The following is a 12442-nucleotide window of genomic DNA, read 5'->3' on the forward strand; positions in this document are numbered from 1 at the left end:
CAGTGGGCACCGCCCCGGCGACGCCGGAACCGTGCCGCCAGCGTACGCCGACGGGGCCGGTTCCGGCGGATCGGTGCGCGGCGGTCAGACCTGGCGCGACTCGGACGCGGCGGACGCCTCCTCGGCCTGGTCGGCGACCTCCCGGGGCAGTCGCAGCGGCAGCGGCTCACGGACCGGCTTCGCCTCCTGCCCCCGGTCGACCACCAGGCCGTCCAGGCACTCGGCGAGCGGCCCGGCGCTGGCCGGGTCGATGGCGACCGGCCCCTGGAAGACGCCCCGGACCATCCAGCGCGGCCCGTCGACGCCGACGAACCGCAGGTGGGTGGGGCCGTCCGGGGTCGTCACCCGGGCGTGCAGCTCCGGGCCGTACTCGCCGTCGACCTCCTCGGCGGTGGCACCGTCGCGCAGCAGCGACTGCCGGATCTCCTCGCGCACCTCGTCCCAGATCCCCTCCGAGCGGGGAGCGGCGAAGACGCCCAGTTGCAGCGCGTTGTCGCCGTGGACCAGCACCACCTGCTGGACCACACCCTGCGGGTCGGCCTGCACCCGCACCTCGACCTCGGCGACCGCCGGGATGTGCAGGCTGCCCAGGTCGAGCCGCTGCACCTCGTCGTCGACCTCGGAGATGTCGTACGGCCCGCGCACAAGCGCCGGCGTCGACCCACCGGTGCCCTCGTCGAGGACCTCGGTGCTCCGCTCGTCACGGGTGTGCCTCCCGGCACCGGCCCGCTTTCGGGAGAAGATCACTGCGCCCACCCTCCGCTGTTCGCACTCACCCTGCCACCTCTTCCGTCCGCCCGCGGCCCAGCTCGTCCCGCTGCGCGACCCGATCCTGCCCGGTCGGCGCCGGTACGAGCCCGGCGTGTCCGCCGGTCGAGCCGTGCCCACCGGTCCCCCGCTGGGATCCGGGCAGCTCGGCCACCGGCTCGAACCGCGCCCGGGCGACCTGCTGGACCACGAGCTGCGCGATCCGGTCACCGCGGGAGATCTTCGCCGGCGTCTCCCGATCATGGTTGATCAGGTTGACCAGGATCTCACCCCGGTAGCCGGCGTCGACCGTACCGGGCGCGTTGAGCACCGTCACGCCGAGCCTGGCCGCCAGGCCGGACCGGGGGTGGACCAGGCCCACGTACCCCGGCGGCAGGGCGATGGCCACGCCGGTGGGCACCAGGGCGCGGCCGCCGGGCGGCAACTCCACGTCCGCGGCGGCCACCAGGTCGGCACCGGCGTCGCCGGGATGGGCGTACGCGGGCAGCGGCAGCTCCGCATCGAGCAGCCGCACGGGCACGGGTACGACGTCGGTCACGAGACCCTCTTCCGTCCGATTGTCGGGGTGACCCTGCCATCCTGCCGGTTACCCGGGCCGCCGTGCGCCGTACCCTCGCAGGAGTGAGCATGTCGCCCTCCCCGAGTGCCGGTCGGCCATCGGCCGCGGCCCGTCCGGCGTACGCCGAACGGCTGGATCTGCCCTGGTGGCTGTGGCTGGCCGGGTTGCTTGCCGCGGCCCTGCTTGCCGTCGAGATCTGGATGGGTGGCTCCGGCGTACGCGCCTGGATGCCGTTCGCGGTGCTGCTGCCGGTCACGGCGGCCGGGCTGTGGTGGCTGGGCCGGATCCGCGTCGCGGTCACCGACTCCGAGCTGCGGGTGGACGACGCCCGGCTGCCGGTGCGCTTCGTCGCCGACGTCATTCCGCTTGACGCCGAAGGCCGCCGTGAGGTGCTCGGTGTGGGCGCGGACCCGCTCGCCTTCGTGGTGCAGCGGCCGTGGATCAGCGGCGCCGTGCAGGTGGTGCTCAACGACCCGGCCGACCCGACGCCGTTCTGGGTGGTCAGCAGCAGACGCCCGGTGGAGCTTGCCGAGGCGCTGTTGGCGGCCCGGGACGCCCGGGTGCCCGCCGACCGTCGGGCCGGCGAGCAGGGCTGACCCCGCCGGCCGACGCGCGCGTCGCCCCGAGGCGTACAGCCGGCTTCAGGTGCCCGTCGGCGGGCCGGGCAGGGCCGATGGTGGCGCTGGCCGGGCGATGCCGCGTCGGCGCAGGTCAGCCTGGAGCTGCTCGGCCATCTGTCGGGTTGCCCGCCGGTTGAGGAAACTGGCCACCGCAGCACCGGTGAGGAACGGCCCGAGCGTGGTGAGGTTACGCCCGAAGCGTCGCAGCAGCGTGTCCCGCAGCTCCTTGCGGGCGGCCGTGCCGAGCACCGCGCCCACCCCGACACCGGGCACCATCGGGTTGACCCCGCGCTGGGTGGACCACGAGTGCACCAGGGCGACAGTCCGCTGGCTGCCGCTCTCGGCCAGCGGCACGCCGTAGACCTCGTGCAACTCGCCGACCAGCTTCAGCTCCACCGCCACCACGGCGACCGTCTCGGCGGCGAGCAGCACCGGCGCGGAGAGCAGGGTCGGCGCGACAGTCCACTCGACGGCGGCGACTCCCCCACCGGCCGCGCCGACCCCGGCGGTCGTCCGGGCCGCGTTGCGGATCAGGCGGTCGGCCAGGGCGGCGTCGTCCAGGCCGGGGAAGTGCCGGCGCAGGGTGGCCAGGTCCCGCACTTGGATGTGCGGGGCGATCTCGGTAACCGCGTCGACCATCCACCGGATGGCCGCACGGGGCTTGAACAGGTCGGCGATGCCCCGGCTGCGGGCCTGCCCGACCATCCGGGTGAGAAGTTGACGTCGCCGGGCCGGCTCGATGTCGTCGGCGGTCAGTGCCGCGACGGTGGCGCCGAGTTCGTCCGCGCCGCCGGTGGTGTCGGCTTGATCGCTCATCGCTCGGGCCTCCCGCTGCTGTGGCATCCGCTACGAGTCAAGCAGGTACCCACGGGAGTCGCATGCCTACACCGGTAGCGGCGGCCCCGTTCAGGAGGCCGCCGCCGGTGTCCTGCGTGTCAGACGCACTCGCGGCAGATCAGCTCGCCGTTCCGCTCGACCGCCAGCTGGCTGCGGTGGTGGACCAGGAAGCAGCGGGCGCACCTGAACTCGTCCTGCTGCATCGGTAGCACCTTGACAGTGAGCTCCTCGTCGGCCAGATCGGCACCGGGCAGCTCAAAACTCTCGGCGACCTCGGCCTCGTCGACGTCCACTGCGCCCGACTGTGAGTCGACGCGCCGGGCCTTGAGCTCTTCCAGGCTGTCCTCGCCGAGGTCGACCTCGTCGCGACGCGGGGCGTCGTAGTCGGTGGCCATCGGTTTCACTCTCCCATATCGATGTTGTCGCTTCCGGTTGTAACGCCGGACGACGCTGTTTCGGTTCCGCTGGCCAGCCACCACTTGTGTCGGGCTCCCGACCCGCAGACCGCACGGATCGAGTTGCCGGGGCAACACCCCTGCGAGCGCGGAACCTTACCCCCCCTTAGGCGAGGCATGTATACCGCCCTTGTGGCTGAGATGTACGCCCCCGCACGCCAAGTTGTTCCCAATGTGATTCAGGCGACACGAAGATAGGGGTAGTAGTACCCGGTTCGCGGTCGCCGCGCCGGTATGTCGGGCTGTTTCCACGCGACGGCCGGACAACCGTTAACCTCAGCGGCGTATTCGACGGCCAGCGGTCAGTGCGATCGATGACGGCCGCCGTCACCCACCTGAGGTCCGGGGAGCCCCCAGATGAGCTTTGCGCGAGTGCGAGCACTCGTCGTCGTCGGTCTGCTGGCGGTCCTGGCCCTGACCTTCGTGGTCGTCGCGGTCGTCCGCGACAGCCAGAGTGGTGTGGGCGCGGCCAAGGGCTGCCCGGACGGCTGGCCGCTGGCCGACGTCACGCTGCACGAGCCCAAGGACGTCAAGATCAATGTGTTGAACGCGACCGACGAGCCGGGCCGGGCCGGCACCGTGGCCGACGACTTCCGCAATCGCAAGTTCCAGGTCCAGAAGGTCGGCAACGCGCCGAAGGGCATCGACGACGTGGCAGTGCTCCAGTACGGCCCCAAGGGCGTCGGCTCGGCGCACCTGCTGCGCGCGTACTTCCTCGACAACGCCGAGTCCAAGTACGACGAGAAGCGCACCGACGACGTCGTCGACGTCGTGCTCGGCAACGGCTTCCAGCAGCTCGCCACCACCACCGAGGTGAACCAGTCCCTCGGTGACCTGGGCGCTCCGGTGGCGCCTCCGGGATCCTGCCCGGCCCCCGCCGCCGACAAATGACCCGACCGACCGGTCGCGTGGCCGGGCGATCGGCGGGTCGCGTGACCCGGTGACGGGCCGTCGGCCGGCTCCGTCACGGTGGGCGGGCCGGTCAGGGGCCGCCTGCGGCGTCCAGGTCGGCCAGCCGGTCGTGCAGCGGCGTGAAGAGCGCGGGCGGGGCCGCGATCACCAGGTCGGGGCCGGCCGGGCTGCTCGCCAGCCCGGCGACCCGCACGCCGGCCTCCGCGGCCACCAGCCCGCCGGCGGCCAGGTCCCAGGGCGACAGACCCTTCTCGAAGTACGCGTCAAGCCGCCCCTCCGCCACCAGGCAGAGGTCCAGCGCGGCGGCGCCCATGCGGCGGATGTCGCGCACGTGCCGGATCAGCCCGGCCACCACCGATGCCTGGTGCTCCCGCCGACCGGCGTCGTAGCCGAAGCCGGTGCCGAGCAGCGCCTGCCCCAGATCCGTCTCGCCGGAACAGCGAAGCCGGACACCGTCGCGCCAGGCGCCGCCCCCGGCCGTGGCGGTCCACTCCTCGCCGGTGCTCACGTTGCGCACCACGCCGGCGACCACCACACCGTCGACCTCGGCGGCCAGCGACACCGCGCTGTACGGCAACCCGTAAAGATAGTTGACGGTTCCGTCGATCGGATCGATGATCCACCGCACGCCGCCCGGCTCGCCCGGCCCGGTGTCCTGCGTGCCGTACTCCTCACCCAGGACGGCGTCGCCCGGCCGCAACCGCCGCAGCGCGTCGAGCACCTGCCGCTCGACCGCCCGGTCCGCCGCGGTGACCACGTCGGTGACCGTGCTCTTGGTCGCCGCGACCGAAACGCCCTCGGCCCGCATCCGGTGCGCGGTGGCCGCGGCGTCCCGTGCCACATCGAGCGCGATGGCCAGCAGTTCCCGCGCTGGCGGTGCCGATCGGTGCATCCCAAGGCCCCCCTTCCCGTACGACCGGGGTGTTCCGGGCCGTGCGCGAGTATCATCCTTACAAAGTCCACATCTGCGCCGAATCGGCGGTCCCGCCGCCGTTACGCAGTGCGGCGCAGGATGATCGCCGCAGACGGCGTTACAATTCACCCCTGCCCACGCGCCACGGACCACCGACCACCGGCCGGCCCGGGACACGGGGGTCCCTCAACCACATCGTCCGGCCCGGTTGACCCACACTGTGTCGGACGACCCGGCCGTGCCCGCTCTTCGCCTCCGGAAGGTCATTCGTGACAGAACCCCGCCAGCCCGGCGCCGACGTACGCTCGCTCACCGACACGCTGATCGCGCACGCGCAGAGCGCCGGTGGTCAGCTCACGTCGGCTCAGCTCGCGCGCACCGTCGAGTCCGCCGAGGTGACTCCGGCCCAGGCCAAGAAGATCCTTCGGGCGCTCTCCGAGGCGGGAGTGACCGTGGTGGTGGACGGCTCGGCGAGCACCCGTCGCCGGGTCGCCGCGGCCCGCTCGACCACGCCGGCGTCCCGCGCCACCACCGCCAAGACCACCAAGAAGGCTGCCGCGCCGGCCCCGAAGCAGGCGCCCGCCTCCGACGAGGCGGCGCCGACCGCGCCCGCCCCGCGGAAGGTGGCCGCCCGCAAGGCCACCGGCAGCACCGCCGAGGTGGCCGCCGCCGCGGCCACGCCGGCGAAGGCCACCAAGTCGACCCGGGCCACCAAGGCGACGGTGGCCGCGGCCGCCGGCGCCAAGCCGGTCAAGGCCGGCGCCAAGGCCAAGGGCGAGGGCGGCGAGGGCGAGATCGACCCCGAGGAACTCGCGGCCGCCATCGAGGACGTCGTGGTGGAGGAGCCGGCCGAGCTGGCCCAGGCCGCCGAGACCGACGCCGCGGCGTCGGCCACCGACAACGACTTCGAGTGGGACGACGAGGAGTCCGAGGCCCTCAAGCAGGCCCGGCGTGACGCCGAGCTGACCGCCTCCGCCGACTCGGTCCGTGCGTACCTGAAGCAGATCGGCAAGGTCCCGCTGCTCAACGCCGAGCAGGAGGTCGAGCTGGCCAAGCGCATCGAGGCGGGGCTCTACGCCGCCGAGCAGCTGCGCGCGGCCGACGAGAGCGAGGACAACAAGCTCCCCCGGGAGATGGTCCGCGACCTGGGCTGGATCTCCCGCGACGGCGAGCGGGCCAAGAACCACCTGCTCGAGGCCAACCTCCGTCTTGTGGTGTCGCTGGCCAAGCGGTACACGGGACGTGGAATGGCTTTCCTGGATCTGATCCAGGAGGGCAACCTCGGTCTGATCCGCGCGGTGGAGAAGTTCGACTACACAAAGGGCTACAAGTTCTCCACGTACGCCACCTGGTGGATCCGCCAGGCGATCACCCGCGCCATGGCCGACCAGGCCCGCACCATCCGCATCCCGGTGCACATGGTCGAGGTCATCAACAAGCTCGGCCGCATACAGCGCGAGCTGCTCCAGGACCTGGGCCGTGAGCCCACTCCGGAGGAGCTGGCCAAGGAGATGGACATCACACCCGAGAAGGTGCTGGAGATCCAGCAGTACGCTCGGGAGCCCATCTCGCTGGACCAGACCATCGGCGACGAGGGCGACAGCCAGCTCGGTGACTTCATCGAGGACTCCGAGGCCGTCGTCGCTGTCGACGCGGTGTCGTTCTCGCTCCTGCAGGATCAGCTCCAGCAGGTGCTGCAGACGCTCTCCGAGCGTGAGGCGGGCGTGGTACGGCTGCGGTTCGGCCTGACCGACGGTCAGCCACGGACTCTCGACGAGATCGGTCAGGTCTACGGGGTGACCCGGGAGCGGATCCGGCAGATCGAGTCCAAGACGATGTCGAAGCTGCGCCACCCGTCCCGATCGCAGGTCCTCCGGGATTATCTGGACTGAGCCGGTTTCGTCAACCGAACGTGTCGCTTTGATCACCTGGCGTGCAACACCAGATGGAGATCGTCCGGATGCACGAATGTGATCGTTGACGTGGCACCCTTGGTGCACGGCACACTGTCCCTGCCAGGTGTGACCTCGGTCCCCCGCGGGCACACAGGGAAGGCAAGGCCCGGCATGGGTGTTGCACGATAGGTGAGCAACGACCGAAGAGATTGTTCATCGGTGACGACCAGAGGAGGAAGGCGATGAACTCGACCCTCACGCCGCCGCCCGAGACGGTGGCGCCCCCAGCCGCCGATGAACGGTGCGACCGCTGCAACGCTGCCGGGAAACTCCGGATCACCCTGGCGGGTGGGAGCGAACTGGTGTTCTGCGGGCACCACGCGAACAAGTACGCGGAGGATCTCGTGAAGATCACCGAGCGGTTCGCGACGGAGCCCGATTTCACCTGGCGTGGCGCCGATTTGATGGCGAACTAACCGCAAACGACATAGCCGGCCGGAGGCACCCCGAGGGTGCCTCCGGCCGGCTTTTCGCTACCCAACCCCACTCGCGCCCCGCGCCCCGCGCCCCGCGCCCCGCGCCCCGCGCCGAAGACCGTGCTCGAGCCAGGATGTAGTGGCCTCACGCCGCGCCGACACCACTGCATCCACGATCCAGCGTGAACTTGCGCCCGGGGCGCCCCAGCCACACCATCCGTTACGGGCGGGAAAGGTGAGCGTCAGAGGGTCTGGACTGTGGCTATGCGTTCCTCTAGCTGCTCGATCGTTGCCTGTGCGCTCGGCGGTCCCCCGCAGAGCCGCCGCAACTCCGCATGGATCTTGCCGTGGGGCTGGCCGGTGCGGTGGTGCCGAGCGGCCACCAGAGCGTTCAGTTGCCGCCTCAGGGCCACGCGACGCTGGGCGGCGCTCATGGGTGCCGGGGGCGCTGCCGTGGGCGCAGCGGCCGGCTGAGCGGCCCGCTCGGCGGTACGACGGCGCTGGGCGGCCAGTTGCTCGGTCTGCCGCTTGGTGAGCAGCAGCGAGACCTGGTCGGCGGTGAGCAGACCGGGCAGGCCGAGGTATTCCTCCTCCTCGGGGGTTCCCGCCTGCGCCGCGGTGCCGAAGGACGCGCCGTCGAAGATCACCTGGTCCAGTTCGGCGGTGGCCGAGAGGGCGGCGAACCGCTTCTCCAGCTCACCGCTTGCCTGGTCGTCACGCTGCGCGCGTTCCAGCAGGTCGTCGTCGAGGCCGTCGGCTTCCTTGGGCTTGCCGAGCACGTGGTCCCGCTCGGTCTCCATCTCGCTTGCCAGCCCGAGCAGGTGCGGCACGCTGGGCAGGAAGACCGAGGCGGTCTCGCCGGGCCGGCGGGCCCGGACGAACCGGCCGATGGCCTGCGCGAAGTAGAGCGGGGTGCTGGCGCTTGTGGCGTACACGCCGACCGCGAGTCGGGGGATGTCGACGCCCTCGGACACCATCCGCACCGCGACCAGCCACCGTTGCTCGGACGCCGCGAACGTCGCGATCCGCGCGGACGCGCCCTGGTCGTCGGAGAGCACCACGGCGGCCTTCTCGCCGGTCACCTGCTCGATGAGCTTCGCGTACGAACGGGCGGTCTGCTGGTCGGTGGCGATGATCAGGCCACCGGCGTCGGGCATGCCCGCGTTGCGGAGCACTGTGAGCCGGGCGTCGGCGGCGCGCAGCACCTGCGGCATCCAGTCCCCGGCCGGGTCCAGCGCGGTACGCCATGCCTGCGCCACCAGGTCCTGCGTCATGGGCTCACCGAGCCGGGCCGCCAGTTCCTCCCCCGCGTTGGTGCGCCAACGGGTCTCCCCGGAGTACGCGAGGAAGAGCACCGGCCGTACGACGCCGTCGCGCAGGGCGTCGGAGTAGCCGTACACCGAGTCGGCGCGGGAGCGCAGCAGCCCGTCCCCGCCCCGCTCGTAGCTGACGAACGGGATCGGGTTGTCGTCGGAGCGGAACGGGGTCCCGGTGAGCATCAGCCGGCGTACGGCAGGTTCGAAGGCGTTCTTCACCCCGTCGCCCCAGGACCGGGAGTCGCCGGCGTGGTGGATCTCGTCGAGGATGACGAGGGTGCGTCGGGTCATTGTGCGCCGCCTGTGCACCTGCGGGGCCATTCCCACCTGGGCGTAGGTGACCACCGCGCCGTGGAAGTCGGCAGCGGAGTGCAGGTCGGCGTTGCGGAACGCGGCGTCGAGTTGGATGCCGACCCGGGCGGCGGCGTCCGCCCACTGGTTCTTCAGATGCTCGGTGGGCGCGACAACTGTGACGGCCTCGACGGTGCCGTCGGCGAGGAGTTCGGCGGCGATCCGCAGGGCGAATGTGGTCTTTCCGGCACCGGGGGTGGCGACCGCTGTGAAGTCCTCGGTGCGGCGGCGCAGGTACTCCACGAGGGCTTTGCGCTGCCATGCGCGCAGTGCCGGGAACGTCTCGAGCACCGGCGTCCGGGCTGCCACGCGAAGCTCCTCTCCGACCGCACGACGGCGGATCCGGGGCGAGGGCCACGAGTACCGCCGCCCATGAAAACGCCTCCGCGCAGAAGCTGCCGCGAAGGCCGACTCAGCATAACCAGCGCGGGCCGCACAGCCCAGGCGACGCCACGCTGGTCACATCCGTCACTCCGGCCTGCGGTGTCACCACTCCCGGTCGGTACGCGGATCAGCCCCGCCGGTGCGTGGCGGTCGCAGTGTCGCCACAGGGGCGGACCAGCGTCGGCGCAGCGCGATGAGGCGCAGCCCGAAGACCAGCACGACGGCGGCGGTGAGCGGCGCGGGGCCAGTCTGCCCGGTGACGTACAGCAGCACCACTGTCACCGATCCGGCGAGGGCGGCCAGCGCGTAGATCTCCCGGCGCAGCACCACAGGGATCTCGGCGGTGAGCAGGTCCCGGCAGAGCCCACCGCCGATTGCGGTGAGCATGCCGATCAGGCAGGCGCCGACCGCCGGCACGCCGGCGTCGAGCGCCTTGAGCGTGCCGGTGACTGTGAAAAGGCCGAGGCCCGCAGCGTCCAGCACCAGCACTGTGGTGCGCAGTCGGGCGAGTTGGGGATGCAGCCAGAAGACGGCGAGGGCGGTGATCGCGGCGGTGGCCGCGTACCGCCAGTCGGCGAAGGCCAGTGGCGGGACCTCGTCGATGACCAGGTCGCGGAAGATTCCGCCGCCGAGGGCGGCCACGAACCCGACGAACGCGACACCGAACAGGTCGAGTCGCTTGGCCACCGCCGCAGAGGCCCCGGAGGCGGCGAAGACGGCCACTCCGGTCAGGTCGGCAAGGAGCAGGCCGGTGGAGGTGGTCACCGCCGCAGGCTACGTCGCCGGCCCGAAGACCTGCCTCAGTTCACTCCCGGTACGAGTCGTAGATCTCCTTGCACTTGGGGCAGACCGGCGAGCCCGGCTTTGCCGCCTTGGTGACCGGGAAGGTCTCCCCGCAGAGAGCGACGACGAAGGTGCCCATGACGGCACTCTCGGCGATCTTCTCCTTGCGGACGTAGTGGAACATCTCGGGACCGGTGTCGGCGTCCTTCAGTTCCGGACGCTCGAGAACCTCTGTGCTCACGTTGGCACCTCCGGCCGTCAAGTTTGGCAGGTCAAAACGGATGGGTCCACTTGAGGTCTGTCCGGAACCGACCCGTACCGTGCCCGATGTGACTGACTTTCGCATCAGCTACGGCACCGAAGTGGCCGAAGCCCTGCACGACGGGCGGCCCGTTGTCGCCCTGGAGAGCACAATCGTCTCGCACGGCCTGCCCCGCCCGGAAAACCTCCGGGTGGCGCGGGAGATCGAGCTTGCGGTCCGGGACGCCGGGGCGGTGCCGGCGACGATCGGCATGATCCGTGGCGAGCTTGTGGTCGGCCTCGATGACGCGCAGCTCACAAGGCTCGCGACCGTCGATGGTGTGGCCAAGCTCTCGGTCCGTGACCTGGCGGTGGGTGCGGCGACGGGCGCGGACGGAGCGACCACGGTGGCCGCGACCAGCGCGGTCGCTGCGGCGGCCGGCATCGAGGTGTTCGCCACCGGTGGGCTGGGCGGCGTGCACCGGGAGGCGGCGCACACCTTCGACGAGTCCGCCGACCTCATCACGCTGGCCCGGACCCCGATCACCGTGGTCTGCGCCGGCGTCAAGTCGATCCTCGACGTGGGCGCCACGCTGGAGCGGTTGGAGACCCTCGGCGTCGCGGTCGTCGGTTACCGCACCCACCGGTTCCCCGGGTTCTACCTCACCGACGGCGGCTTCGACCTGGACTGGTCGCTGGACTCGCCGGAGCAGATCGCCGCGGCTCTGGCCGCCCGTGACGCGCAGGCCGTCCACACCGGCGGCCTGATCGTCGCCAATCCGCTGCCGGTCGACGAGCAGTTGGACCCGGAACTGCACGACCGGACCCTCGCCGACGGCCTGGCCCTGCTGGAGCGCGACGGGGTGACCGGCAAGGCCGTCACGCCGTACCTGCTGGCGCACTTCCACTCGGCCACCGAGGGGGCGAGCCTGACGGTGAACGTCCGGATCATCCTGCGCAACGCCGATCTTGCCGCCCGGATCGCGGTGGCCTCGGCCGCCCGCACCGCTACGCCGGCATGACCCGACCGGCCCGGATGGTCGTCGTCGGGGACGTGATCACCGACGTGCTCGCGGTGCTGTCCGGTCCACTGGCGGCCGGTTCGGACACCAGGGCCGAGATCAGCCTCGGTGGTGGCGGGCAGGCGGCCAACACCGCCGCCTGGGTCGCCGCGCAGAAGGTGCCGGTCACGCTCGTCGCGGCGGTCGGTGACGACGACGCGGGGCGTGACCGGCTGGCCGAGTTGGAGCGGGCCGGCGTCGACTGCGCGCTCGAGCGGGTCGAGGACGCCCCGACCGGCACTGTGATCGTGCTGGCCACCGACGGCGAGCGGACCATGGTCAGCCAGCGGGGCGCGAACCTGCGGCTCAGCGCCGAGCACGTCGACCGCGCCCTCGCCCAGACGCCCGACGCCGGGCATCTGCACCTGTCCGCGTACACCCTGTTGGACGACGCGTCGCGCGGCGCGGGGCTGCGGGCGTTGGCCGCCGCCCGCGAGCGTGGGCTCACCACGAGCGTCGACGCGGCCTCCGCGGCGCCGCTGCGGCGGGTGGGCGCGGCGGCCTTCCTGAGTTGGGTACGCGAGGTCGACCTGCTGCTTGTCAACGCGGACGAGGCCACGGTGCTGGCCGGCGGGTTGGACCCGGCGGCGCAGGGGCGGGCGTTGTCGGCGACGGCCCGGCGGGTGGTGGTCAAGGGCGGCGCGGCGGGGGCGGTCTGGGTCGACCGGTGGGCCACCGTCAGCGTGGCGACGGCCCGGCGGGTGACGGTGGTGGACGTCACGGGGGCCGGGGACGCCTTCGCGGCCGGGCTGCTCACCGCGTGGCTGGCAGGTGCCACGCCGACCGCTGCCCTGGATCGCGCCACCGAACTGGGCGCGCTCGCCGTCTCGACAGTGGGGGCGCGACCACGGCCGTGATCTGTCGGGCCCTGG

General features: G+C 72.0%; 14 protein-coding genes. 6 read left to right on the forward strand and 8 right to left on the reverse strand.

Annotated elements, in window-relative coordinates:
* Positions 1-84 precede the first annotated feature (84 nt).
* Both F4558_RS18965 and dut read right to left on the reverse strand, forming a co-directional pair.
* A complete protein-coding gene (locus F4558_RS18965; protein ID WP_167945350.1) occupies positions 85-747 on the reverse strand; it encodes a DUF3710 domain-containing protein in 663 nt (220 codons plus the stop codon).
* Between the two features lie 25 nt (positions 748-772).
* A complete protein-coding gene (gene dut, locus F4558_RS18970) occupies positions 773-1306 on the reverse strand; it encodes a dUTP diphosphatase (protein WP_053657431.1) in 534 nt (177 codons plus the stop codon).
* 89 nt (positions 1307-1395) lie between these two features.
* On the opposite strand from dut, the gene F4558_RS18975 reads away from it, so the two are divergent.
* Positions 1396-1923, forward strand: a complete 528-nt coding sequence (locus F4558_RS18975) for a DUF3093 domain-containing protein (RefSeq protein WP_053657433.1) — start codon at positions 1396-1398, stop codon at positions 1921-1923.
* A 45-nt stretch (positions 1924-1968) separates the two neighbouring features.
* Here the strand turns inward: F4558_RS18975 and F4558_RS18980 are convergent, their stop codons facing one another.
* Positions 1969-2763 carry a hypothetical protein gene (locus F4558_RS18980; RefSeq protein ID WP_167945352.1) on the reverse strand — a complete coding sequence of 265 codons (795 nt, stop codon included), beginning with the start codon at positions 2761-2763 and terminating at the stop codon, positions 1969-1971.
* A 119-nt stretch (positions 2764-2882) separates the two neighbouring features.
* Positions 2883-3179: a DUF4193 domain-containing protein gene (locus F4558_RS18985; RefSeq protein WP_007075406.1), complete on the reverse strand. Its 297-nt coding sequence runs from the start codon at positions 3177-3179 to the stop codon at positions 2883-2885.
* 432 nt (positions 3180-3611) lie between these two features.
* Between F4558_RS18985 and F4558_RS18990 the strand changes: the two genes are divergently transcribed.
* Entirely contained in the window at positions 3612-4130 is a 519-nt protein-coding gene (locus F4558_RS18990) for a LytR C-terminal domain-containing protein (protein ID WP_197281584.1), read from the forward strand.
* Positions 4131-4221: 91 nt separating this feature from the next.
* On the opposite strand, the gene F4558_RS18995 is transcribed toward F4558_RS18990, so the two are convergent.
* Entirely contained in the window at positions 4222-5043 is an 822-nt protein-coding gene (locus F4558_RS18995; RefSeq protein ID WP_167945354.1) for an inositol monophosphatase family protein, read from the reverse strand.
* Between the two features lie 290 nt (positions 5044-5333).
* On the opposite strand from F4558_RS18995, the gene F4558_RS19000 reads away from it, so the two are divergent.
* Both F4558_RS19000 and F4558_RS19005 read left to right on the forward strand, forming a co-directional pair.
* Positions 5334-6956: an RNA polymerase sigma factor gene (locus tag F4558_RS19000; RefSeq protein WP_167945356.1), complete on the forward strand. Its 1623-nt coding sequence runs from the start codon at positions 5334-5336 to the stop codon at positions 6954-6956.
* Between the two features lie 245 nt (positions 6957-7201).
* Positions 7202-7435 (forward strand): DUF7455 domain-containing protein, encoded by a 234-nt coding sequence (locus F4558_RS19005; RefSeq protein WP_053657441.1) that lies wholly within the window; start codon positions 7202-7204, stop codon positions 7433-7435.
* A 242-nt stretch (positions 7436-7677) separates the two neighbouring features.
* On the opposite strand, the gene F4558_RS19010 is transcribed toward F4558_RS19005, so the two are convergent.
* The 3 genes from F4558_RS19010 to F4558_RS19020 form a co-directional block, all read right to left on the reverse strand.
* Entirely contained in the window at positions 7678-9411 is a 1734-nt protein-coding gene (locus F4558_RS19010) for a DEAD/DEAH box helicase (RefSeq protein WP_053657443.1), read from the reverse strand.
* A 177-nt stretch (positions 9412-9588) separates the two neighbouring features.
* Positions 9589-10251 (reverse strand): trimeric intracellular cation channel family protein, encoded by a 663-nt coding sequence (locus F4558_RS19015; protein ID WP_053657445.1) that lies wholly within the window; start codon positions 10249-10251, stop codon positions 9589-9591.
* A 40-nt stretch (positions 10252-10291) separates the two neighbouring features.
* Positions 10292-10510 carry a DUF3039 domain-containing protein gene (locus F4558_RS19020; RefSeq protein WP_007456912.1) on the reverse strand — a complete coding sequence of 73 codons (219 nt, stop codon included), beginning with the start codon at positions 10508-10510 and terminating at the stop codon, positions 10292-10294.
* 88 nt (positions 10511-10598) lie between these two features.
* On the opposite strand from F4558_RS19020, the gene F4558_RS19025 reads away from it, so the two are divergent.
* Both F4558_RS19025 and F4558_RS19030 read left to right on the forward strand, forming a co-directional pair.
* A complete protein-coding gene (locus tag F4558_RS19025) occupies positions 10599-11531 on the forward strand; it encodes a pseudouridine-5'-phosphate glycosidase (protein WP_167945358.1) in 933 nt (310 codons plus the stop codon).
* Positions 11528-12427 (forward strand): carbohydrate kinase family protein, encoded by a 900-nt coding sequence (locus F4558_RS19030; RefSeq protein ID WP_053657447.1) that lies wholly within the window; start codon positions 11528-11530, stop codon positions 12425-12427. Before F4558_RS19025 ends, F4558_RS19030 begins: the two co-directional genes overlap by 4 nt.
* Positions 12428-12442: the final 15 nt, after the last annotated feature.

The sequence above is a fragment of the Micromonospora profundi genome (genome assembly GCF_011927785.1).
In the GTDB taxonomy this organism is placed as follows: domain Bacteria; phylum Actinomycetota; class Actinomycetes; order Mycobacteriales; family Micromonosporaceae; genus Micromonospora; species Micromonospora profundi.

Bases quoted from the DNA above. Each gene is read 5' to 3' on its own strand.
- F4558_RS18985 (WP_007075406.1), bottom strand. From the start codon at position 3,179: ATGGCCACCGACTACGACGCCCCGCGTCGCGACGAGGTCGACCTCGGC.
- F4558_RS18995 (WP_167945354.1), bottom strand. From the start codon at position 5,043: ATGCACCGATCGGCACCGCCAGCGCGGGAACTGCTGGCCATCGCGCTC.
- F4558_RS18980 (WP_167945352.1), bottom strand. From the start codon at position 2,763: ATGAGCGATCAAGCCGACACCACCGGCGGCGCGGACGAACTCGGCGCC.
- F4558_RS19030 (WP_053657447.1), top strand. From the start codon at position 11,528: ATGACCCGACCGGCCCGGATGGTCGTCGTCGGGGACGTGATCACCGAC.
- F4558_RS18975 (WP_053657433.1), top strand. From the start codon at position 1,396: ATGTCGCCCTCCCCGAGTGCCGGTCGGCCATCGGCCGCGGCCCGTCCG.
- F4558_RS19005 (WP_053657441.1), top strand. From the start codon at position 7,202: ATGAACTCGACCCTCACGCCGCCGCCCGAGACGGTGGCGCCCCCAGCC.